The organism is Aromatoleum toluclasticum ATCC 700605 (genome assembly GCF_000378245.1).
GTDB classification, from domain to species: domain Bacteria; phylum Pseudomonadota; class Gammaproteobacteria; order Burkholderiales; family Rhodocyclaceae; genus Aromatoleum; species Aromatoleum toluclasticum.
The window spans coordinates 24,201-47,360 of the sequence record NZ_KB899503.1 but is presented as its reverse complement, the minus strand read 5'-3'; the positions used below and the strand labels follow the sequence as shown (position 1 = coordinate 47,360).

Sequence of the window (23,160 nt, the reverse complement as noted above, 5' to 3'; positions counted from 1 at the left end):
GGCCGATGGCGTAGAATCCGCGTCTTTAGACCCGGCCCAGAGTCCTCATCGATGGCTTCCAACGTTCGCACCCGTTTCGCCCCCAGCCCCACCGGCTACCTCCATATCGGCGGAGCCCGCACTGCGCTCTTCTCGTGGGCCTTTGCGCGTCGTCATGGCGGCACCTTCATCCTCCGCATCGAAGACACCGATGTCGCGCGCTCGACGCCCGAAGCGGTGCAGGCGATCCTCGACGGCATGGAATGGCTGGGGCTCGACGCCGACGAAGGCCCGTTCTACCAGATGCAGCGGATGGACCGGTACAAGGAAGTCATCCAGCAGATGCTGGCCGCCGGCACGGCCTATCACTGTTACACGTCTTCCGAGGAACTGGACCGCATTCGCGAGGAGCAGCGCGCACGCGGCGAGAAGCCGCGCTACGACGGCCGCTGGCGCCCGGAGCAGGGCAAGACCCTGCCGACCCCGCCCGAGAGCGTGAAGCCCGTGGTGCGCTTCCGCAACCCCGCCGACGGCGCCGTTGCGTGGGACGATCTGGTCAAGGGCCGCATCGAAATCGCCAACACCGAACTCGACGATCTCGTGATCGCCCGTGCCGACGGCACCCCGACCTACAACTTCTGTGTCGTCGTCGACGATCTCGATATGGGTATCACGCACGTCATCCGCGGCGACGACCACGTCAACAACACCCCGCGGCAGATCAACATCCTGCAGGCGCTCGGCGCCCAGGTGCCGCTGTATGCCCACCTGTCGATGATCCTGGGCGACGACGGCACCAAGCTGTCGAAGCGCCATGGCGCGGTCAGCGTGATGCAGTACGACGACGAGGGCTACCTGCCGGAGGCGGTGGTGAATTACCTCGGCCGGCTGGGCTGGAGCCACGGCGACGATGAGATCTTCTCGCGCCAGCAATTCGTCGAGTGGTTCGATCTCGACCACATTACGCCTTCGGCGGCGCAGTTCAACACCGAGAAGCTCAACTGGCTCAACGCCCACTACATCAAGCAGGCCGACAATGCCCGCCTCGCGGCCGAAGTCGCGCGCCGTCTCGCGCGCCGCGGTGTGGACCCCGAAGCCGGGCCCGCGCTCGAAGCGGTCATCGCCCTCTACAAGGATAGGGTCGCCAACCTCAACGAGCTGGCCGACTCCGCGGAGCTCTACTGCGTCGAGCTTCACCCCGCCCCGGAGCTCGTGGCCCAGCACCTGACGGACGTGTCGCGCCCGGCGCTCGCCGGTCTGAAGGCGCGTCTCGAGGGCGTCACGTGGGAGAAGACGTCCCTCAATCAGGCAATCAAGGACACGATGGCCGAGCATGGCCTGAAGATGCCCCAGGTCGCCATTCCGCTCCGTATCGCGACGCTGGGTGTGGCGCAGACCCCGGCCATTGACGCTGTTCTCGAGCTCCTCGGCCGTGAGCGCGTGCTCGCGCGCATGGCCCGCTACGTCTGACGCCTGGGCGAAGATGCGGCCCGGGACGAAGCGGTGCCGCAGGCTGTCATGCTTCGAGCGGGGGCGCTGCGGGCGCTCCCGCTGCATTTCGGGGCTCGCGTACCCGCGGTCGTGCTTGACTACGATCAACGGGTCGCCGGTTTCCAGCGTGCGGCCAAGCTTCAATCGGCCGCAAAGCATTCGCTGAAGTAGCGGTCCCGCAGCGTCCGTGCGCGCAATTCATGGTCGCGCTTGTAGCGGTTTCGCCGCAGGTGCATTCTGGCGTCCGCATCGGCCCGTTCTGCACGTTCCTGATAGCCCGCACAGCGCAACGCCTGTGCCTGCCGTTCCTCGTCGTTCCGCTTCAGCTCCGATCGCGCGCTGCGCCTCGCGGCTTCCCGCTCCGACTCGATTTCGGTGACGAATCGTTGTTCCTTGCGCACCCGTGTCCGCGCAGCCGCTTGTTCCCCCGGGGCCGGATCGCGCGCGTGGAGCTCGACGCGCCGCTCCTCGTTTTCGCAGGGGAGTGCCTGATAACTAGCCTGCCCGTTGCCGGCCACGCACTTGAACACCGCTGCGGAACAAGGGGATGAGACGATGGCCAGGACCGTCGCGAGGGCGGCGAGGGCGTGCAGTTTTCCGCGATTCATGGGGGCATCTGCTGACGAGGTCATCAATGATGCCATACGCATTATCCGGTGTCTCGTGCTGCGGATCACGAACGCTCGAGGGCAAATTTTTGCGGTTAGTACGAATGCCCGCAGCCTCATCTGCATGTTGCAATCCAGCTCAACCTTGAGCACTATAATTCATCGGCACTTTATTGCCGCTCAAATAGGGGTAACCCCAATGTCCAACGATGAGAATTCATCACGGCTCAAGCGCCCGGACCTGTCGCTGGAAGAGAACAATTACCTGCTGATGCTCGGTGATCGCATTCGCGATCTGCGCGCGCAGCGCGGAATGACGCGCAAGATGCTCGCTCACCAGTCCGGGGTGTCGGAGCGCTACCTTGCCCAGCTGGAAACCGGGCACGGCAATATCTCAATCATCCTCTTGCGTCAGATCGCGCAGGGTCTCGGCTTTCCCATCGTCGACCTCGTGCGCGAGGAGGCGGAGCAGTCTCCGGAGCTGACGCTGCTGATCCAGTACCTCAGCCGCTTTCCGCCCAAGACGCATGAATGGGCGCGTCGCCTGCTCCAGAACGAGCTCGAGTCGTCAGGGCGAACTGCGCGCAGGCAGCGCATTGCCTTCATCGGTTTGCGCGGGGCAGGGAAGACCACGCTGGGGACGATGCTGGCCGAGCAACTCGGCGTGCCCATCCTCGAGCTCGCGAAAGTGATCGAACAGGAAGCGGGCGCCGATCTGTCCGAAATCTTTTCGCTGTACGGCCAGGCGGCATACCGCCGCTACGAGCGTCGCGGGCTGGAATCGGTGGTCGCAAATAACGAGGCCTTTGTCCTCATCGCGGGCGGCAGCATCGTGTCCGAGCCGGCAAACTTCGACCTGCTGCTGTCATCGTGCTTCACGATCTGGCTGTGTGCGTCTCCCGAGGAGCACATGTCCCGCGTCATGGCGCAGGGCGACTACCGCCCCATGCACGGAAACCAGGAAGCGATGGACGACCTGAAGCGCATCCTGGCGGGTCGGACGGCCATGTACAGCAAGGCGGACGCGATCATCGACACGTCCGGCCGAACGGTCGAGCAATCCTTCCTGGACATCCTCGAAGTCCTCGCGCGCTGAGCGTGCTCCAAACACCCGGCGCCCGCCAGTCCGCGCCTGCAGAGCGCGGAACACTTTCCTGACACCCCAGGGGGCGACAAGCTCCCCCCGCATTCCCCGAATCCCCGGAAAAACGGCTATCGCACTGCAGCATCCTGCATTGCGCGTTCCGGGATCCTCTCCTTGTCCGCTCGACCTCCCCGAAAGCCTTGCCCGGACTGAGTTCGCGGCCGGTTCGGATTCCTCTTGTTGCGTCACCGCGTTTGCGAGCTTGCGTGTCGCAGTGCACCAAAATACATTTATTTGTGCATTGCAGCGAACTTGAGTGCAGTTTGTCCCGTAAAAAATGCAGTCCAGTGCATGTAAAGGTGCCTGACATTTGACATAGGTCAACATCACCTGCACTGCAGTGCGTAACATGCGAAATCATGCAGGACCGGCACAATAATGCAGCAAACGCGGACTCGGGGACGGATCCGCAACACATCAGAGGAGATAGTTCGATGAGCGATGGTTTGTTCGACCAGTTCAAGACCTGGTACGAGAAGCGCCACGATTATGCACGCGACTGGAAGGCGCGGACAGGTGGCCAGGTTGTGGCAACGATGTGCACCTACACGCCGGAAGAGCTGCTGATCGCGGCCGGCATGCTGCCGGTGCGCGTGCTCGGCGCGCACGAGCCGCAGAACGTGACCGAGCCGCACATCTTCGGCATGTTCTGCCCGTTCTGCCGCGACTCGCTCGCACAGGGCCTGCTGGGCCGCTTCGACTACGCGGAAGGCGTGACGCTGACCCAGTCGTGTATCCAGTATCGCCAGACCTTCGGTTCGTGGCGCCTGCACGTCCCCACCGTGAAGTGGGACTACTACGTGCCGATGCCCAACGAAGTCCAGTCGCAGCATTCGCGCAAGGCCCACTACGAGGAAGTGCAGTCCTTCCGCGTGTTCCTGCAGACGCTGACCGGCAAGGAAATCACCGACGCCATGCTGAGCGACGCGCTCGCCGTGTGCGACGAGAACCGCCGCCTGCTGCGCGAACTGTATGACTATCGCAAGGAAGCCGACCCGAAGGTGACCGGCGTCGAGGCCCTGTACGCATCGCTGACCGCGCAGTTCATCGACAAGCGCGAGCACAACGAGATGCTGAAGAAGACGCTCGCTGCGCTGCCGACCCGCAAGGTCGAACGCAAGACCGGCGCGCGCTTCATGACGATCGGTTCCGAGAACGACGACATCGCGTTCATGGGCATGGTGGAGTCGGTCGGCGCGACCATCGTCATCGATGACCAGTGCTCCGGCAGCCGTTACTTCTGGAATGCATCGAAGCCCGAAGGCGATGTCATCAAGGCGATTGCCGAGCGCTACTGCGATCGTCCGGCCTGTCCGACCAAGGATTACCCGGCGCACACGCGTTTCGATCACGTCCTGGGTCTTGCCAAGGACTACGACGTTCAAGGCGCGATCTTCCTGCAGCAGAAGTTCTGCGATCCGCACGAGGGCGATTACCCGGATCTGAAGCGTCATCTCGAAGAAAACGGGATTCCGACGCTGTTCCTGGAATTCGACATCACCAATCCGATCGGGCCCTTCCGTATCCGTATCGAGGCATTCCTCGAGACGCTGAGCGAAGAAGAGCTGTTCTGAACTGACGGGAAAGAGGGGTAAACGCCATGGCAAATCTGTATCCGACCGAGCCGCTGAAGCTCTGGAAGAAGGCGAAGGAGCTTCGCGAGCAGTACTACATGAACTACGCCCGTGCGAAGGAGAAGGGCGGCATCCGCTGGTCCGGCTCGGCCTGGGCGCTCGACGCCATTCCCGCCGGTCTCGGTGAGGACGTCTATTCGCTGACCGGCGAGCCGTACGCCGCCGCCGTCGCCCACGACCGCAAGTTCGCCAAGGAGTGCATGGACGCAGCCGAAGCCTACGGTTTCGCCCGTGACCTGTGCTCGTACATGCGGATCTACTGGGGCGGCATGCACCTGAACAAGTACGCCTTCGGCGGGGAGTTCCCGAAGCCCGACTTCGTCTTCCAGACCCAGATTTGCTGCTCGCACTCGAAGTGGTACCAGCACGTCGCGAAGGAAGAGAAGATCCCCGAGTTCTACCTCGACGTCGGCGTCGGTCCCTACAAGGACATGACGGATGCGCGCCTCGACTACGTTGCCAACCAACTGCATGACGGCATCGAGTTCGTGCAGAAGGCCAGCGGTCGCGAATTCAACGACGAGCTGTTCATCGAAGCGGTGAAGAACGAGATGCGTTCGACCTCCCGCTGGGCGGACATCTGCGCGCTGAACAAGGTGAAGCCGGCGCCGCTCGACGAGAAGACGATGTACTCGCTGTACGTGCTCTGCACGCTGTCGAAGTCTTCGAAGTGGTGCGCGGATTTCATGGACGAGCTGTACGAGGAAGTGAAGGATCGCGTCGCCCGCGGCATCGCTGCCGTGCCGAACGAATCGATCCGCCTGATGACGGACACGCAGCCGCCCTGGTCCTTCCTGAAGATCTTCCGCTACCTCGAGACCTACGGTGCGGTTTCGATCGGCTCGCTCTACACCTTCGCCCTCGAAGGCATCTGGGAAGAGAAGGCCGATGGCACCTGGGGTGGCCGCACGCTGCCGTGGGACAAGGGTATCGAGATCAAGGATCGGGCCACCGCAGTGCGCCTGTATGCCGACTGGAACCTGTCGAAGCCGCAGTGGCAGCACTTCTACGACCCGACCATCAAGAGCGACATGATGCTGCGCATCATCAAGGAATGGCAGGTCGACGGCGTGATGCTGCACCTGAACCGCGGTTGCGAAGGTCTGTCGGTCGGCATCATGGAAAACCGCCTCGCGATCGCGAAGTCGGGTACGCCGGTGATGACGTTCGAAGGAAACATGGGCGACGAGCGCGAGTTCGACGAAGTGCGTACTCAGGCACGGGTCGACGCCTTCATGGAACAGCTTGGGGTGCGCCGTCAGGCCGCCTGATCGGAAACAGAGCCAAGAGGAGACGAGAATGATTACCGCTGGAATCGATATGGGCTCCCGCAGCGTCAAGGTGGTGCTGCTGGAACAAATCAAGATTGAAGGTGCCAAGGAGCCGAGCTTCGCGGTCAAGAAGGCTCATCTGATGATGCCGGGTGACCTCGACGCCGATCAGGCTGCCGAGAAGGCATTCGACACGGCGCTCGCCGAGGCTGGCGTGACGCGTGACCAGGTGAAGTCGATCTTCGCAACCGGCGCCGGCCGTGGCCAGGTGGCCTTCGCGACCGAAGGCGTCACCGAGATGACCGCCGGGGCGCGTGGTGCGGTGTTCATGTATCCGCAGGCCCGCACGGTGGTGGACGTCGGTGCCGAGGAAGGCCGCGGCATCAAGACCGATCCGGACGGCAAGGCGATCGACTTCGCGGGCAACGAGAAGTGCGCCGCCGGTGCCGGTTCCTTCGCCGAGGCGATGAGCCGCGCGCTGCAGCTCTCGCTCAAGGAGTTCGGCGAGGCGAGCCTGAAGTCGGACAAGAGCATCCCGATGAACGCGCAATGCACGGTGTTCGCGGAGTCGGAAGTGGTGTCGCTGATCCACTCCTCGACGCCGAAGGAAGACATCGCCAAGGCGGTGCTGGATGCGGTGGCGAGCCGCGTCTGCGCGATGGTTCGTCGCGTCGGCATCGAAGGCAACGTCGTGCTGATCGGTGGCATGGGCCACAACCCCGGTTTCGTCCAGTCGCTGAAGACCGCGATGGACGTCGATGAGGTTCTCCTGCCCGAACTGCCCGAGTTCGTCAGCGCCCTGGGTTGCGCGCTGATTGCAGCCGAGCGAGTGCACTGAACCGACACGCGAACAGATACGGATTAAGGAGCGATCAAATGAATGCAGAAGTTGCTGCCGCCACCGCCGCCCCCGAGAAGAAGGAATTCTGGCGCTGGCAGGAAAATACCTGGTTCGACGAGTCGAAGAACTGGAAGGACGCCAAGATCATCACCTGCGGTATCGACGTCGGTTCGGTGTCCTCGCAGGCGGTGCTGGTCTGTGACGGTGAGCTGTTCGGTTACAACAGCATGCGCACCGGCAACAACTCGCCGGACTCGGCCAAGAATGCGCTGCAGGGCATCATGGACAAGATCGGCATGAAGCTCGAGGACATCAACTATGTCGTCGGCACCGGCTACGGCCGGGTGAACGTGCCCTTCGCCCACAAGGCGATCACCGAGATCGCGTGCCACGCTCGCGGCGCGAACTACATGGGCGGCAACAAGGTGCGCACCATCCTCGACATGGGCGGTCAGGACTGCAAGGCCATCCACTGCGACGAGAAGGGCAAGGTCACCAACTTCCTGATGAACGACAAGTGCGCAGCCGGTACCGGCCGCGGCATGGAAGTCATCTCCGACCTGATGCAGATCCCCATCGCCGAGCTGGGCCCGCGTTCGTTCGACGTCGAAACCGAACCGGAAGCCGTGTCGTCGATCTGCGTGGTGTTCGCGAAGTCCGAAGCGCTGGGCCTGCTCAAGGCCGGCTACACGAAGAACATGGTGATCGCGGCGTACTGCCAGGCGATGGCCGAGCGCGTCGTGAGCCTGCTCGAGCGGATCGGCGTGGAAGAGGGCTTCTTCATCACCGGCGGTATCGCGAAGAACCCGGGCGTCGTGAAGCGGATCGAGCGGCTGCTGGGAATCAAGCAGCTCGAGACCAAGATCGACAGCCAGATCGCCGGCGCGCTGGGCGCTGCGCTGTTCGGCTACACGCTGATGCAGAAGCAGGCCGCCAAGTAACAGGCGCGAGAACCACGACTTTCGCCGGAACTCGCCCGACGCACGGCGGGCTCCGGCGGGTTGCGGCGCAAACGAATCCAGGAGGACGAACATGATCGCGAACTACGGTTACAAGGACGGTTCCGGCGAGTATTACATCAGCATCGACACGGACAAGTGCATCGGCTGTGCCGCGGATCGGGCCTGCCTGACCGCGTGCCCCAAGCACATGTTCGAAATCATCACCGACGACTACGACGACGAGGTGGCGTGGGTGAAGAAGGAATGCACGCGCGCTCTGGCCTACGACTGCGCCGGCTGCAAGCCCGCGGGCGGCTACACCAGCCTGCCCTGTACCACCGCCTGTACGCCGGGCGCGATCAAGCATTCCTGGTAAGGAGTAGGCCATGTTCCCGGCGATGACAGAGGGTTCCAAGATGAGCACGAAGAAGACGATCCCGATCAAGCTGGCCGGCGCTGCGTCGCGTGAAGAGGACGTCGAGGAGCGCCTGTTGCGGGAAGGCTGGAAGCGCCTGACGACGATCGGCGAGCCGCGGCTGTCGGAAATCGCCGAAGCGTACCGGGGCATGGGCTTCGAGGTGCACGTCGAGAGCTACCAGACCGAAGGCGACGGCTGCACGACTTGCCTCGACACCGACCAGGAAATGGGGAAGGTCATCGGCACGGTGTACACGCGCCGCTCGACGAAGCCCCAGCAGGAAGACGAACTGTTCTGAGAGGCGGTGACGCGAACGGACGCGGAACTGCCAACCAAAGGAGATAGGTAAATGTCTGACCAGAAGCGTGTGATGCGGGTGCTGAAGAAGGAAGACCTGAATGCGATCGTCGAGATCGACGCGGCAGGCTCCAAGCAGAACCGTCGCGAGTACTACGAGCGGAAGCTGGAAGGGGTTCTGAACCCGCAGCACAACATCAACTCCTCCCTCGTGTGCGAGATCGACGGCAAGATCGCCGGTTTCGTGATGGGCGACGTGTATTTCGGCGAGTTCGGCATTCCCGAGTCGACCGCGACGATCGACACCATCGGCGTCGATCCGCGCTTCCAGAACCGCGGCGTGGCGAGCGAGCTGCTCGACCAGTTCATGATGAACATGAAGGCAGCGGGCGTGAAGAAGGTCTATACGCTGGTGAACTGGGACGACTTCGCGCTGGAGAAATTCTTCTCCCGTCAGCGTTTCTCGCCGTCCAAGCGCATCAACCTCGAGTACACCGTTTCCTGAGCGGCCAGGCCGGCGCACGGAGTCCGTCCGATGTGGATCGATTGCCATTGCCATACCAAGTATTCCTACGACAACTGGCTCGAGCCGGTGGATCTGATCCGCCGTGCCAAGGAGCTGGGACTCGACGGAGTGTGCATCACCGAGCATTACTCGTACGAAGCGTCGCTGCCTGTCGAGCAGGTGGGGCGCGACGAGGGCTTCCTGGTGCTGCGCGGGGTGGAGATCGCAACCGACCGGGGACACATGCTGGCGTACGGTATGCAGGATGACGGCTGGAACATCTGGGGGCGCGACAACTACCTCCCGATCAACGAGGTCATCCAGCACATCAACAGCATCGGCGGAATCTGCGTGCCGGCCCACCCCTTCCGCGAGGTCGGGGTTGCGAGCCTGCTGCACGGGCTGCTGGACATCAGGGACATCGCCGCCGTGGAAACGCACAACGGCGGCAACCTCGACAGCGACAACGATCTGGCAATCAGTGCCGCTCGCCACATGGCCCTGCCAGCGCTGGGCGGCAGCGATTGCCACAAGACAATTGCCGTCGGGCGGTGCGCGACGAAGTTCTCGCAGCCCGTGACCGACATGGCGAGTTTCATTGCGGCCGTGCGGGCGGGCGCCTGCCAGGGGAGCTACTACCCGGGTTACGCGCAACTCGCGCAGGCTGCTTGAGAGCGGTTAGGAACGGGCACACGCTAAGCCCGGAGCAGAATAGAGGACGAGAGAGACATGGAAGCCGTACAGACATCGGAAATCAGGTGGTGGAAGGCGAGCAAGCCGGCCGGGATGGCCGAGTTCGGCGCGCCGGTGAAGCTGAGCATCGACGGCGTCGAGGTCGAGGCGCCTGCCGGCGCGTCGGTCCTGAATGCGGCGACTGCCGCGGGCCTCTACATTCCGGCGCTGTGCGCACACCCCGATCTTCCTCCCGCTGGCCAGCGCGGCGCGGGCGAAGGCGGCTGTAACCTGTGTATGGTCGAGATCGACGGCGTTGATGGTGTCGTCAAGGCCTGTTCGACCACCGTCACAGCCGGCATGGTCGTGACGACCCAGTCGGCAGCGATCCAGGAAGTGCGCCAGGCCAGCCTCGCGAAGGTCCTCGGCCCGCATCCCCACGTCTGCCTCACCTGTCCGCAGCGCGACGGCTGTTCGCGCTCGCAGTGCTCCTACGGCAACCCGCAGGAGACGCGCTGCTGCACGATCTTCTCGTCCTGTGAGCTGCGCAAGATTTCCGACTACATCGGCATCCCGAACACGACGCCTCCCTACAAGCCCGCGCAGTTGCCGGTCGTGCTCGACGAGCCCTTCTTCGACCGCGACTACAACCTGTGCATCGACTGCCGCCGTTGCCTCGTCGCCTGTAATGACGTGCGCGGCGTGGGCTGTCTCGAGGTGAAGGAAGTCGAGACGCCGCAGGGCAAGCGCACCTACGTCGGCACGATCGCGCCGACGCTGATCGAATCCGGCTGTACCTTCTGCCAAGCCTGTGTGACCGTGTGCCCGACCGGCGCGCTGATGGACCGCACGCTCGACCCCGCCAAGCGCGAGGAGTCGATGGTGCCGTGCAAGAACGCCTGTCCGGCCGGCATCGACGTGCCGCGCTATGTGCAGCTCGCCGCCGAAGGGAAGTACGGCGAGGCGATCGCGGTCGTTCGCGAGAAGCTCCCGTTCCCGGGCATCCTCGGCCGCGCCTGTTTTGCGATGTGCGAATCGGCCTGCCGCCGCAAGGATCTCGACGACCCGCTGTCGATTCGCAACCTGAAGCGCATCGCCGCGGACAACGACACCGGGATCTGGCGCGAGCATGCGAAAAAGCTGCCGGCGACCGGCAAGAAGGCCGCGGTGATCGGCGCTGGCCCTGCCGGCCTGACGGTGGCGTACTACCTTGCCAAGCAGGGGCACGGCGTGACCATCTTCGACGCGCAGCCTGCCGCGGGCGGCATGGCGCGTTACGGCATCCCGTCGTACCGCGTGCCGGCCGAAGTGATCGACAACGAGGTCGCGGAAGTTTCTGCTCTCGGCGTCGAGTTCCGCTACGGCGCCAAAGTGGAAAGCGTCGATACGCTGTTCAGTGACGGCTACGGTGCGGTGTTTGTCGGTATCGGCGCGCAGGGCGGCGACAGGCTCGGTATCCCGGGCGATGACCTGCCGGGCGTGGTCGACAGCCCGACCTACCTGAAAGCCGTGACGATGGGCCTCGTGAATACGCCCGAGGGCATCCAGACCGGCAAGAAGGTGGCGGTGATCGGCGGCGGCAACGTCGCGACCGACAACGCGCGTTCATCGCGCCGCTTCGGTGCCGATGTGGACATGGTGTATCGCCGCACCCGCGAGGAAATGCCGGCGCGTCTGGAGGAATTCGAGGGCTGCGTGGAGGAGGGCGTGAATATCCGCTACCTGCTCGCGCCCAAGAAGATCGAGCCGGGCACCAACGGCTTCCGGCTGCAGATCACCTACGCGAAGATGGCGCTTGGCGAGGCCGATGCGTCGGGCCGCCGCAAGCCGGTCGAGACCGGCGAGGAAGTCGTCGAAGGCGTGGATCTGGTGATCGCCGCGATCGGACAGTTCCCGAACCGCTTCGAAGGTTTCGGCGTCGAGACCGACCGCAAGGGCCGTATCACGGTGCGCGAGGATTCGATGCTGACGAGCCGGCCCAAGGTCTATGCCGGTGGCGACTGCGTGCTCGGACCTTCGACCCTGATCGAGTCGGTTGCGCAAGGCCGTGTGGCGGCCTCTGCGATGGACGTCGTGCTCGGTGGCGACGGCGACATCTCCGAAGTGCTGCTGCGCGACGGCTGGGAGACCAGCCCCTACATCGGCCGCAAGGAAGGCTTCAACAAGATCCGCAAGTTCCACCCGATCATGCTGGCGCCCGAGCAGCGCACCGGCTGGGACGAGGTCGAGCTGGGTTTCGACGATGCGACGGCACGCGCCGAGGCCGCGCGCTGCTTCAAGTGCAACCTCGCGCCGAAGATCGCCGACGCGGTGCTGCCGCCGGAGTCCTCGCTGAAGTTCGACGAGGCGACGATCGCTTCGGTGCCGACCGAATCGGGGGTGTTCCAGCTCCTCGATGCGGAGAAGAACGTGCTGATGATCAAGGGAGTGGAAAACCTGCGCGAAGGACTGATGGAACAGTTCGAGCGCGGTGGCGACGCAACGAACTTTGTGTTCGAGGAAGCGGCGCTCTTCACCTCACGCGAGAGCCAGATGATCCAGGCCTATCTGCAGCAGTTCGGAAAGATGCCGGGTGGCGGGTCGGACGAACTCGACGATTTGTTCTGACCGGAGGTCGCCATGGGACAGGTCATCGATTTCTGGTCGGCGGAGGAAGTCCGCCCGGCCATCAAGCCCGAGGCCAAGTGCCGGTGCACGAACTGCGGCGCGGACCTGTGGCACATCCGCTGCGACGGTGAGGTGTGCTGTGCGGACTGCGATGCGGTGTGCCCGTACCGGCTGCAGATGAAGAACGAGAACTGAAGTAACTGAAAACGCACTGAGCGAACGAGAACGAGGGGAGACACGACATGAGTAGTGCGCAATTCCAGTTCATCACCTACGGCGTGGCCGACGGCCTCGCAACACTGACGATCAACCGCCCGCCGTTCAACGTCCTCGACATCCCGACGATGGAGGAGATGAACGTTGCACTCGACCAGTGCCTTGCGGACAACAGCGTCAAGCTGCTGATGATCACCGGCGCGGGCGAGAAGGCTTTCTCTGCCGGCGTCGAGGTCGCTGATCACACGCCGGACAAGGTGGACCGCATGATCGAGGTCTTCCATGGCATCTTCCGCCGCATGCAGCAGTTGCCGATTCCGACGCTGGCCGCGGTGAATGGCGTCGCACTGGGCGGCGGCATGGAAGTGGCGATCGCGTGCGACATGCTGGTCGCGGCATCCAACGCCAAGTTCGGCCAGCCCGAGATCAAGTTGGCGGTGTTTCCGCCGATCGCCGCGGTGCTGCTGCCGCGCCTCGTGCCGCCGGCCCGCGCGCTGGAGCTGCTGCTGGGCGGCGAGAACATCGGCGCCGACGAGGCGAAGGCGATCGGGCTGGTGAACCGGGTGTTCGCGAAGGAGTCGTTTGCGGCGGACGTGCAGGGCTTCGTCGCTCCGTTCCTGACGCTGAGCCGTGCCGCACTGGCCAGCACGCGCAAGACGATCCGCGCGGTGGCGGACAAGCCCTTTGGCGCGGCGCTCGATACGGCCGAGAACATCTACCTGAACGAATTGATGCACACCGACGACGCGAAGGAAGGGCTGGCTGCCTTCCTGGAAAAGCGGAAACCGGTTTGGCGGAATAGCTGACGGACTTTCGTGCCGATGGCCTGCCCCCGCCGAGGCATGTTCCGCGCCTCGTTGGCGCAAGCGGACGCCTCGGCACGAAACACGCCTCGACGGGGGCTGCTGCAGAGCAAACCGTCGGGCCGCACCTGAAATGATGTTTGAAGATGCGAAATCAATGGGAGACGAAGCGTGATTCCTGAATTCATCGATACCTGGCAGATGACCGAGCCGGGCAAACTGCAGAAGACCCGCGTTCCGATGCCCGAGCTACAACCGGGCGACGTCGTCGTGAAAATCGCCGGCTGCGGCGTGTGCCATACCGACCTGTCCTACTACTACATGGGCGTGCCGACGGTGCAGAAGCCCCCGCTGTCGCTGGGCCACGAGATCTCGGGCGTCGTGATCGGCGGCGAAGCGTCGATGATCGGCAAGGAAGTGATCGTGCCGGCCGTCATCCCCTGTGGCGAATGCGAGCTGTGCAAGACCGGCCGCGGCAACCGTTGCCTGTCACAGAAGATGCCGGGCAACTCGATGGGTATCTACGGCGGCTATTCGAGCCACATCGTCGCGCAGTCGAAGTACCTGTGCGTGGTCGAGAACCGCGGCAGCACGCCGCTCGAACACCTCGCCGTGGTGGCCGATGCAGTGACGACGCCTTACCAGGCTGCGGTGCGTGCGGACCTCAAGAAGGACGATCTGGTGATCGTCATCGGCGCGGCCGGCGGCGTCGGCAGCTTCATGGTTCAGACCGCCAAGGGCATGGGTGCGAAGGCCGTCATCGGCATCGACATCAATGAAGAAAAGCTGACGATGATGAAGGACTTCGGTGCCGACTTCGTCATCAACCCGAAGGACAAGAGCGCGAAGGACGTCAAGGAGCTCTTCAAGGGCTTCTGCAAGGAGCGCGGCCTGCCGTCGAACTACGGCTGGAAGATCTTCGAGGTCACCGGCAGCAAGCCCGGCCAGGAACTCGCGCTGTCGCTGCTGTCCTTCACCGGCAAGCTCGTCATCGTCGGCTACGGCACGGCGGAGACGAACTACATGCTCTCGAAGCTGATGGCCTTCGACGCCGAGATCATCGGCACCTGGGGCTGCCCGCCGGACCGTTACGCCGCCGTGCGTGACATGTGCCTCGACGGCCGCATCAAGCTCGGACCCTTCGTCGAAACGCGGCCGATGAGCCAGATCGAACAGGTGTTCGACGAGGCGCACCACGGCAAGCTCAAGCGGCGCGTCATCCTGACGCCCGATTTCTGATCAAGCACACCACTGGACAACACAGGAGACATCTCATGGCACTCGATTGGCTGCGCCGCGACAACGAACTCAAGGATCACGCCCTGCTCGGTGAAGAGCATTTCGGCGCCGAAGCGCCTTCGGTGATCTTCGAGAAGCGCCCCGTTACCGATCCGCAGGGCAACCAGGTTCCCGGGCTGTACGCCGCCTGGATCATCCTGAACAACCCGACGCAGTACAACTCCTATACCACCGAAATGGTCAAGGCGGTGATCGCGGGCTTCCAACGCGCGTCTTCCGACCGTTCGATCGTCGCCGCGGTGTTCACCGCGGTCGGCGACAAGGCTTTCTGCACCGGCGGCAACACCGCCGAGTATGCCGGCTACTACTCGAAGCGCCCGAACGAGTATGGCGAATACATGGACCTGTTCAACGCCATGGTCGACGGCATCCTGAACTGCAAGAAGCCGGTGATCTGCCGCGTGAATGGCATGCGCGTCGGCGGCGGCCAGGAGATCGGCATGGCGACGGACCTGACGATCACGTCCGACATGGCGGTGTTCGGCCAGGCCGGCCCGAAGCACGGCAGCGCGCCGGACGGCGGCTCGACCGACTTCCTGCCGTGGATGCTGAACATGGAAGATGCCATGTACAACTGCATCTCGTGCGAGCCGTGGAGCGCGTACAAGATGAAGGCGAAGAACCTGGTCACGAAGGTTGTGCCGGTGCTGAAGAAGGATGGCCAGTGGGTGCGTAACCCGCTTGTGCGCACCGACGCCTACGTCGATGACGGCGAGCTGGTGTACGGCGAACCCGTTTCCCCGGACCAGGCCAAGGCGGCGAAGGAGCTGATCGGGCAATGCACGACCGACTTCGCGAAGCTCGACGAAGCGGTCAACGCGCTGGTGTGGAAGTTCACGAACCTGTTCCCGCACTGCCTGGTGAAGACGATCGAGGGCATCCGCGGCAAGAAGAAGTTCTTCTGGGACCAGCTCAAGGTCGCGAACCGTCACTGGCTGGCCGCCAACATGAACCACGAGGCCTATTTGGGCTTCACGGCGTTCGACAGCAAGAAGCAAACCGGCAAGGACGTCATCGACTTCATCAAGTACCGTCAGCTGATCGCCGAAGGCGCGATGTTCGACGAGAACTTCGCCGAGCAGGTGCTGGGCAAGCCGAAGGCCTGACGTCTTTCGATGCATACAGTTTCATAAGGTCTCTCCCTTCCCGGGGTGGTGGACGCGGCGTTGGCCGTTTTCCTTCCACCCCGGCCTTTTCGCAACCGGGGGGAGCATTTGCAGTTCACCGGCGGCTTGACTGTCGCCATGCAATTAAAGGGGACTCGCATGCAGTTGAAGGACAGGGTCGCAATCGTGACCGGAGCAGGGCAGGGCATCGGAGCGGCCGTTGCCACGGCCTATGGGCGCGAAGGTGCGAAGGTCGCAGTCATCGACCTGGATCTCGCCGCCGCCAACCGGATCGCGGCTCAGATCGTCGAAGCGGGTGGTCAGGCGATCGGCGTGGCGTGCGACGTCGCCAACCGCGAGCAGGTCGAGGCGATGGCAGCCAGGGTCAACGCCGAATGGGGCCGCATCGACATCCTCGTCAATAACGCCGGCATCACGCGCACGGCGATGCTCAACAAGATGACGCCGGAACAGTGGAACCAGGTGCTGTCCGTGCATCTGACGGGCGCGTTCAACTGCCTGCAGGCGGTGGTCGGCGGCATGATCGAACGCCAGTACGGCCGCATCATCTACGTGACCTCGACGGCCGGCGTGCTCGGCACGATCGGACAGATCAACTACAGCGCGGCAAAGGCCGGCGTGCTCGGCATGACCAAGAGCACCGCGAAGGAGCTCGCGCGCTACGGCATCACCGCGAATGCGATCGCACCGGGAGCGGCCACGCCGATGACCGAGACGATCCGCACGGACGAACGATTCAAGGAAAAGTACCTCGACCGCATCCCGCTCGGGCGCTGGGCCGAGCCGGAGGAGATCACTCCGGTATTCGTGTTCTTCGCATCCGGCGCGTCGAGCTATGTCACCGGACAGATTCTGGCGGCGGACGGCGGAATGACGATTCACTGAGACATCCGCAGCGCCACGCCAGAAAGAACCATAAGGAGAGGAGGAGCAAATGGCAGAACTCAGCGTCGCGGATCAAAGTGTCAGTCCTCCGCGAATCACCATCCCGCGTGAGTACAATGCGGCGCACGACCTGATCGAGCGCAACCTGCGCGCCGGGCGTGGCGGCAAGACCGCGGTGATCGACCAGGCGGGAAGCTACACGTATGCGCAACTCGCCGAGCGCGTCGATCGTTTCGCGCACGCCTTGGGCGAAATGGGCATCAGAATGGAAGAGCGGGTGCTGCTGTGCCTGCTTGACACCGTCGATTTCCCCACCGCCTTCCTCGGCTGTATCAAGGCCGGGGTCGTGCCGATTCCCGTCAACACCCTTCTGACGGCTTCCGATTACACCTACATGCTGCGCGACAGCCGTGCGCGTGGCCTGGTCCTCTCGTCGGCCCTGCTGCCGGCGTTCACCAGTGCGATCGAGGCGAGCCCCTTCGTCAAGAACATCGTCGTCTCGGGTGGCGACGCAGGCACGCGGGGCGGCCATCTCGGGTTCGCCGAACTCATCGCATCACCCCGCCCGCCGTACGAGACGGCGCAGACCTGTTGCGACGATCCCTGTTTCTGGCTGTATTCGTCCGGTTCGACCGGCGCCCCCAAGGGAACGGTGCACCTCCACTCCAGCCTGATCCAGACCTCGGAGCTGTATGCGAAGCCGATCCTCGGCGTCCGAGAAGACGATGTCGTCTTCTCGGCGGCGAAGCTATTCTTCGCCTACGGTCTGGGCAACGGGCTGACCTTCCCGCTCGCCTCGGGCGCCACCGCCGTGCTGATGGCCGAGCGGCCGACGCCGGATGCGGTTTTCCGCGTGCTGCGCGAGCATCAGCCGACGATCTACTGCGGCGTGCCGACGCTGTATGCGTCGATGCTGGCGAGCCCGGCGCTGCCGGGGCGCGAGGAACTGTCGATCCGCCGCTGCATCTCTGCCGGCGAGGCCCTGCCGGCCGAAGTCGGAAAGCGCTGGACCGAACATTTCGGCGTCGAGATCCTCGACGGGCTCGGTTCCACCGAGATGCTGCACATCTTCCTGTCGAACAGGGCAGGGGATGTGCATTACGGCACCAGCGGCAAACCGGTGCCGGGATACGAGCTGCGTCTGATCGGTGACGACGGGCAGGAGGTCGAGAAAGGCGAGGCCGGTGAACTCCAGGTGCGAGGGCCGACCAGTGCGGCGCTGTACTGGAACAACCGGACGAAGAGCCGCGAGACCTTCATCGGCCAGTGGACGCGCAGCGGCGACAAGTACAGCCGGGACGAGCACGGCAACTACGTGTACGCGGGGCGCAACGACGACATGCTCAAGGTCGGCGGCATCTACGTCTCCCCGATCGAGGTCGAATCGGCCCTCATCACGCATGCTGCAGTGCTCGAAGCGGCGGTGGTCGGAAAGGCGGACGATGACGGACTGATCAAGCCGCTGGCCTTCGTCGTGCTGAAGCCCGGACGCATGCCCGCTGCGGATCTCGCGGACGAGCTGAAGCTTCACGTCAAGAGCAAGCTCGCGCCGTACAAGTACCCGCGCTGGCTGGAGTTCGTGGACGAGTTGCCCAAGACGGCAACCGGCAAGATCCAGCGATTCAAGCTGCGTTCGCTTTCAGGGGCGTAGATCCCGTAGCGCACACATAACCAGAGCCGCCCAAGCGGCCTAACCGAAGGAGGAGTGTGAAATGGAGCAAGGATTCAATCGCCGTCGTTTCCTGCTGTCCACTGCCGGTATCGCGGGGGGGCTCGCCCTGCCCGGGACACCGTTGTTCGCCCAGAGCGCCAACAAGATCCGCGTCGGCCTGATGCTGCCGTACACGGGAACCTACGCTTCCTTGGGAAACGCCATCACCAACGGGTTCAAACTCGCCGTGGAGCAGGGCGGGGGCAAGCTCGGCGGACGCGAAATCGAGTACTTCACGGTCGATGACGAGTCGGACGCCGCGAAGGCACCCGAGAACGCCAACAAGCTGATCAAGCGCGACAACGTCGACGTCCTGATCGGCACCGTGCATTCGGGCGTTGCGCTGGCGATGACGCGCGTCGCACGCGAGACCAAGACGCTGCTGATCGTGCCCAACGCCGGCGCCGACGAGATCACCGGCCCGCTGTGCTCGCCCAACATCTTCCGCACCTCTTTCTCCGCGTGGCAGCCCGCCTACGCGATGGGACAGGTGATGGCCGAGAAGAAGCACAAGAACGTCGTCACGCTGAGCTGGAAATACTCCTTCGGCGAGCAGTCGGTCGCGGGCTTCAAGGAGGCCTTCGAGAAGGCGGGCGGCAAGGTCGTGAAGGAAATGTACCTGCCTTTCCCGAACGTCGAATTCCAGCCCTATCTCACCGAGATCGCCGCGCTCAAGCCTGACGCGGTGTTCGTGTTCTTCGCCGGCGGTGGTGCCGTGAAGTTCGTGAAGGACTATGACGCGGCCGGCCTCAAGAAGACGATCCCGCTCTATGGCTCCGGCTTCCTCACCGACGGCACGCTCGAAGCACAGGGCGATTCCGCCGAAGGCATCCTGACCACGCTGCATTACGCAGACGGGCTCGACATCGCCAAGGACAAGGCTTTCCGCACAGCTTACGCGATGGCGTACAAGATGCAGCCGGACGTGTATTCCGTGCAGGGCTACGACGCCGCACAGCTCTTCGCGGCGGGACTGGCCGGGGTCGGGGGCGACGTCACGAAGCGCGAGGCACTGATCGCCGCGATGGAAAAGGCGACGATCGACAGTCCGCGCGGGCGCTTCACGCTGTCGAAGGCGCACAATCCGGTGCAGGACATCTATCTGCGCAAGGTCGAGGCGAAGCAGAACAAGGTTATTACGGTCGCAGCGAAGGCGCTGGCCGATCCGGCACGCGGTTGCCGGATGTAACCCGGTTGCCGGCCCCGGCGGGGCGTGCGCGGGCGCGACATAAAGGGGCGCCCCCGCGCAGTACACGTCCCGCCGGCGCGGCACCACCGCTTCGGCAGGCGTTCGCCATCCTGGTGGCGAACGCCCGATCCGCTTCACCTTCACTCGGGCGCGCGCTGCGCCCGGAGGGATACGGCGATGGACGTCTCGACCTTCCTCATCCAGCTGTTGAATTCGCTTCAGTACGGGCTGCTGCTGTTCTTGGTAGCCAGCGGACTGACGCTGATCTTCGGCATCATGGGCATCATCAACCTCGCCCATGGCAGTTTCTACATGATGGGCGCCTACATGGCGTTCTCGCTCACTGCCCTCTCGGGGAATTTCCTCGTCGCAGTGCTGGTGGGCGTCGCGCTGAGCGTGCTGATCGGATTTCTGCTCGAGTGGGCGCTGTTCAGCAGGCTGTATAAGCGCGACCACCTGGACCAGGTCCTGCTGACCTACGGCCTGATCCTGATCTTCGAAGAGCTGCGCAGCCTGCTCGTCGGCGATGACGTGCACGGTGTGCCGATCCCCGAACTGCTGTCGGCGTCGATCCAGCTCAGCGAGACGCTGAGTTATCCGGTGTATCGGCTGTTCATGTCCGCCGTCTGCATCCTGCTGGCGATCGTCATGTACTGGCTGATCCGCTACACACGCCTCGGGATGATGATCCGCGCGGGCAGTTCGAACCGCGAGATGGTGCAGGCGCTGGGCATCAACATCGACCTGATCTACCGCATCGTGTTCGGCCTCGGCGTGACCCTTGCCGCATTCGCAGGGATGCTCGCGGCCCCGGTGTCGTCGGTCTATCCGGGCATGGGCAACCAGGTGCTGATCATCTGCTTCGTCGTCGTCGTCATCGGCGGCGTCGGGTCGGTGTGGGGCGCGCTGGTCGCTGCGCTGCTGATCGGCCTGACCGATACCTTCGGCAAGGTCATCGCACCCGACTATGCCGGCCTTGCCGTGTATGTGCTGATGGCTGCGGTGCTGCTGTGGCGGCCCGAAGGCATCTTCCGGAGGATCTGACCATGCCGCTCCCGCGCAAGAAAACCCGCAATTACCTGCCGCTCGTGCTGCTGGTGCTGGCCCTGTTCCCGCTATTCGGTTCGGGTTACTACAACGAGCTCATCGCGAAGATCATGATCATGGCGATCTTTGCGATGAGCCTGGACCTGCTGGTCGGCTATACCGGTCTCGTCAGCTTCGGCCACGCGGCATTCTTCGGCGTGGCGGCCTACAGCGTGGTGCTGCTGTCGCCCAAGTACGATCCGGGAAGCCTGTGGCTCGTGCTGCCGGCAGCGATCCTGACCGGGGCGGCAGTCGCCTTCGTCGTGGGGCTGTTCGTGCTGCGCACGAAGGGGATCTATTTCATCATGGTGACGCTCGCGTTCGCGCAGATGATCTATTTCGTGTTTCACGACACGCCGCTCGGAGGCGGCTCGGACGGCGCCTTCCTCAACGTGAAACCGGAACTGCGCATCGGCGAGAAGGTGCTGATCGATCTCAACGAGCCGATGCAGTTCTACTACATCGTGCTGGTCTTCCTGGTCGCGGCCTACGTGTTCCTGCGGGTGCTGTTGCGCTCGCCGCTGGGGCATGCGCTGGCGGGGATCCGGAGCAACGAGCATCGCATGCAGTCCCTCGGCTTTCCCGTGTTCCTGTACAAGCTCGCGGGGTTCGTCACCGCCGGCGGGCTCGCCGGGCTTGCGGGTTTCCTGTCGGCCTGTCAGTACGGTTTCGTCACGCCGGAAATCCTTTCCTGGCACCAGTCGGGCAACGTGCTGCTGATGGTGATCCTGGGCGGCATGGGCACGCTGAACGGCGCCGCCATCGGCGCCTTCGCCTTCGTCGTGCTGCAGGAGGTGTTTTCCGCGCTGACGAAGCACTGGCAGCTTTTGATGGGGGCCGTCATCGTCACTGTCGTGATGGTGCTGCCGGGCGGCCTTTCGAGCCTGCCGCGACGCCTCAAGGGCCTGCTGATCGGGGGAGGCAACCGCAATGGCTGATCTCGTGCTCTCGGCGCGCGGCATGTCGCGCCGTTTCGGGGGGCTGTACGCCAACAAGGATGTTTCGCTGGACATGCACAAGGGCATGTTGCACGCGGTCCTGGGGCCCAACGGCGCAGGCAAGTCGACGCTGATCAACCTGCTGTCGGGCGACCTACCGCCGTCTGCCGGGCAGATCCTCTACCGCGGCGAGGATATCTCGGGCTGGAGCCCGGACAGGCGTTCGCGCGCCGGGATCGGCCGCAGCTACCAGCGCACCAACATTTTCCCCGGCTTCACGGTGTTCGAGAACTGTCGGCTGGCCGCACAGTCGCGCAAACCGCGGGCGCTGCGCATCTTCTCGAAAGCCGTCGCTTACGACGACCTGCGCGACGCCGCCGACCGCGCGATCGAACAGGCCGGCCTTGCCGAGCGGCGCGATGTCGTCGCGGCGACGCTGAGCCACGGCGAGCAGCGGCAGCTGGAAATCGCGATGGTGCTCGCGACCTCGCCCTCGGTGCTGCTGCTCGACGAGCCGCTCGCCGGCATGGGCCCGGAGGAATCGCAATCGATGGTGGCGCTGCTGAAGAAGCTCACCCCCGATCACGCCATCCTGCTCGTCGAACACGACATGGATGCGGTGTTCGCGGTCGCCGACGTGATTACCGTGATGGTGACGGGGCAGGTGCTCGAAAGCGGGCCGCCGGACCAGATCCGCGACAGCATCGCGGTTCAGGAAGCCTACCTGGGTGAAGGAGAGCCGGACGATGAGTGACGTACTCCTGGAAGCCGAAGGGCTGCACACGTTCTACGGCAGCAGCCACATCCTGCACGGCATCGATTTCCACATCAGCCGGGGCGAGACGGTCGGCCTGATGGGTCGCAACGGCATGGGCAAGAGCACGCTGATCCGCAGCATGCTCGGCCACGTGCGCCCGCGCCACGGACGCGTCGCCGTGCGCGGCAAGACGATGACCGGCGCGCGGCCCTATCTCATCGCGCGCAAGGGCATCGCCTACGTGCCCGAGGGCAGGGGCATCTTTCCGAACCTCACGGTGCGCGAGAACCTGATCATGGCCGCGAAGCCGGGCGTGGACGGGCGCCGCGACTGGACCTACCAGCGCGTGCTCGACACCTTCCCGCGGCTGGGCGAACGGCTCACCAACGGCGGCAACCAGCTTTCGGGCGGCGAGCAGCAGATGCTGACGATCGGCCGCGCGCTGATGACGAACCCGGACCTGCTGATCCTCGATGAGGCAACCGAGGGGCTGGCGCCGCTGATCGCCAAGGAGATCTGGTACATCATCCGCCAGATCCGTGCCACCGGCATCGCCACCATCGTCATCGACAAGAACCACGCGGCCGTGACGTCGATTTCCGACCGTAACGTCATTCTCGTGAAGGGCAATGTGGCCCACGAGGCGAGCAGCGCCGAGCTGCGCGCGAACCCCGACCTGCTGCACAAACATCTGGGCGTGAGCTGATCGCCCATCACCAAACTGCGCTGCTCCGCGAGGAG

At 64.0% G+C, this 23,160-nt stretch carries 23 protein-coding genes; 22 read left to right on the top strand and 1 reads right to left on the bottom strand.

The features are described from left to right. Positions 1-51: 51 nt before the first annotated feature. The gene (gene gltX / locus F464_RS0119380; RefSeq protein WP_018991511.1) at positions 52-1,449 is read left to right on the top strand and encodes a glutamate--tRNA ligase; all 1,398 of its coding nucleotides are present in this window, start codon (positions 52-54) and stop codon (positions 1,447-1,449) included. A gap of 161 nt (positions 1,450-1,610) precedes the next feature. On the opposite strand, the gene F464_RS0119375 is transcribed toward gltX, so the two are convergent. Then, on the bottom strand, positions 1,611-2,114 hold the full coding sequence (locus F464_RS0119375; RefSeq protein WP_157353907.1) for a DUF4124 domain-containing protein: 504 nt from the start codon (positions 2,112-2,114) through the stop codon (positions 1,611-1,613). 163 nt (positions 2,115-2,277) lie between these two features. On the opposite strand from F464_RS0119375, the gene F464_RS0119370 reads away from it, so the two are divergent. From F464_RS0119370 to F464_RS0119270, 21 genes are all read left to right on the top strand, one after another. Beyond that, complete coding sequence (locus F464_RS0119370) at positions 2,278-3,174, top strand: helix-turn-helix transcriptional regulator (RefSeq protein WP_018991509.1); 897 nt, start codon at positions 2,278-2,280, stop codon at positions 3,172-3,174. 482 nt (positions 3,175-3,656) lie between these two features. Continuing rightward, entirely contained in the window at positions 3,657-4,796 is a 1,140-nt protein-coding gene (gene bzdN / locus F464_RS0119365; RefSeq protein WP_018991508.1) for a benzoyl-CoA reductase, bzd-type, subunit N, read from the top strand. Positions 4,797-4,822: 26 nt separating this feature from the next. Beyond that, a complete protein-coding gene (gene bzdO, locus F464_RS0119360; RefSeq protein WP_018991507.1) occupies positions 4,823-6,127 on the top strand; it encodes a benzoyl-CoA reductase, bzd-type, subunit O in 1,305 nt (434 codons plus the stop codon). 28 nt (positions 6,128-6,155) lie between these two features. Further along, entirely contained in the window at positions 6,156-6,965 is an 810-nt protein-coding gene (locus F464_RS0119355) for an acyl-CoA dehydratase activase (protein ID WP_026296155.1), read from the top strand. 38 nt (positions 6,966-7,003) lie between these two features. Then, positions 7,004-7,909: a benzoyl-CoA reductase, bzd-type, subunit Q gene (gene bzdQ / locus F464_RS0119350; protein WP_018991505.1), complete on the top strand. Its 906-nt coding sequence runs from the start codon at positions 7,004-7,006 to the stop codon at positions 7,907-7,909. Between the two features lie 91 nt (positions 7,910-8,000). Continuing rightward, positions 8,001-8,285: a 4Fe-4S dicluster domain-containing protein gene (locus F464_RS0119345; RefSeq protein ID WP_018991504.1), complete on the top strand. Its 285-nt coding sequence runs from the start codon at positions 8,001-8,003 to the stop codon at positions 8,283-8,285. Positions 8,286-8,325: 40 nt separating this feature from the next. Continuing rightward, positions 8,326-8,625, top strand: a complete 300-nt coding sequence (locus F464_RS0119340) for a hypothetical protein (RefSeq protein WP_228217308.1) — start codon at positions 8,326-8,328, stop codon at positions 8,623-8,625. A 51-nt stretch (positions 8,626-8,676) separates the two neighbouring features. Then, the gene (locus F464_RS0119335) at positions 8,677-9,129 is read left to right on the top strand and encodes a GNAT family N-acetyltransferase (RefSeq protein WP_018991502.1); all 453 of its coding nucleotides are present in this window, start codon (positions 8,677-8,679) and stop codon (positions 9,127-9,129) included. A 30-nt stretch (positions 9,130-9,159) separates the two neighbouring features. Then, a complete protein-coding gene (locus F464_RS0119330; RefSeq protein ID WP_018991501.1) occupies positions 9,160-9,801 on the top strand; it encodes a CehA/McbA family metallohydrolase in 642 nt (213 codons plus the stop codon). A 57-nt stretch (positions 9,802-9,858) separates the two neighbouring features. After that, on the top strand, positions 9,859-12,408 hold the full coding sequence (locus tag F464_RS0119325) for an FAD-dependent oxidoreductase (protein ID WP_232428994.1): 2,550 nt from the start codon (positions 9,859-9,861) through the stop codon (positions 12,406-12,408). A gap of 12 nt (positions 12,409-12,420) precedes the next feature. After that, positions 12,421-12,603: a hypothetical protein gene (locus F464_RS0119320; protein WP_018991499.1), complete on the top strand. Its 183-nt coding sequence runs from the start codon at positions 12,421-12,423 to the stop codon at positions 12,601-12,603. 47 nt (positions 12,604-12,650) lie between these two features. Then, a complete protein-coding gene (locus F464_RS0119315) occupies positions 12,651-13,430 on the top strand; it encodes an enoyl-CoA hydratase/isomerase family protein (protein ID WP_018991498.1) in 780 nt (259 codons plus the stop codon). 168 nt (positions 13,431-13,598) lie between these two features. Next, positions 13,599-14,666: a 6-hydroxycyclohex-1-ene-1-carbonyl-CoA dehydrogenase gene (gene had / locus F464_RS0119310; RefSeq protein WP_018991497.1), complete on the top strand. Its 1,068-nt coding sequence runs from the start codon at positions 13,599-13,601 to the stop codon at positions 14,664-14,666. A 35-nt stretch (positions 14,667-14,701) separates the two neighbouring features. Continuing rightward, positions 14,702-15,832, top strand: coding sequence for a 6-oxocyclohex-1-ene-1-carbonyl-CoA hydratase (gene oah, locus F464_RS0119305; RefSeq protein WP_018991496.1), 1,131 nt, complete (start codon positions 14,702-14,704; stop codon positions 15,830-15,832). Between the two features lie 159 nt (positions 15,833-15,991). Continuing rightward, positions 15,992-16,738: an SDR family NAD(P)-dependent oxidoreductase gene (locus tag F464_RS0119300; protein WP_018991495.1), complete on the top strand. Its 747-nt coding sequence runs from the start codon at positions 15,992-15,994 to the stop codon at positions 16,736-16,738. A 49-nt stretch (positions 16,739-16,787) separates the two neighbouring features. Next, a complete protein-coding gene (locus tag F464_RS0119295; protein ID WP_018991494.1) occupies positions 16,788-18,389 on the top strand; it encodes a benzoate-CoA ligase family protein in 1,602 nt (533 codons plus the stop codon). A gap of 61 nt (positions 18,390-18,450) precedes the next feature. Further along, positions 18,451-19,638 carry an ABC transporter substrate-binding protein gene (locus F464_RS0119290; RefSeq protein ID WP_018991493.1) on the top strand — a complete coding sequence of 396 codons (1,188 nt, stop codon included), beginning with the start codon at positions 18,451-18,453 and terminating at the stop codon, positions 19,636-19,638. Between the two features lie 177 nt (positions 19,639-19,815). Further along, positions 19,816-20,682 (top strand): branched-chain amino acid ABC transporter permease, encoded by an 867-nt coding sequence (locus F464_RS0119285; protein WP_018991492.1) that lies wholly within the window; start codon positions 19,816-19,818, stop codon positions 20,680-20,682. 2 nt (positions 20,683-20,684) lie between these two features. After that, a complete protein-coding gene (locus tag F464_RS0119280) occupies positions 20,685-21,662 on the top strand; it encodes a branched-chain amino acid ABC transporter permease (RefSeq protein WP_018991491.1) in 978 nt (325 codons plus the stop codon). Further along, positions 21,655-22,416 carry an ABC transporter ATP-binding protein gene (locus F464_RS0119275; protein WP_018991490.1) on the top strand — a complete coding sequence of 254 codons (762 nt, stop codon included), beginning with the start codon at positions 21,655-21,657 and terminating at the stop codon, positions 22,414-22,416. Before F464_RS0119280 ends, F464_RS0119275 begins: the two co-directional genes overlap by 8 nt. After that, positions 22,409-23,125 carry an ABC transporter ATP-binding protein gene (locus F464_RS0119270; RefSeq protein WP_018991489.1) on the top strand — a complete coding sequence of 239 codons (717 nt, stop codon included), beginning with the start codon at positions 22,409-22,411 and terminating at the stop codon, positions 23,123-23,125. Before F464_RS0119275 ends, F464_RS0119270 begins: the two co-directional genes overlap by 8 nt. The last annotated feature ends 35 nt before the right edge of the window (positions 23,126-23,160 follow it).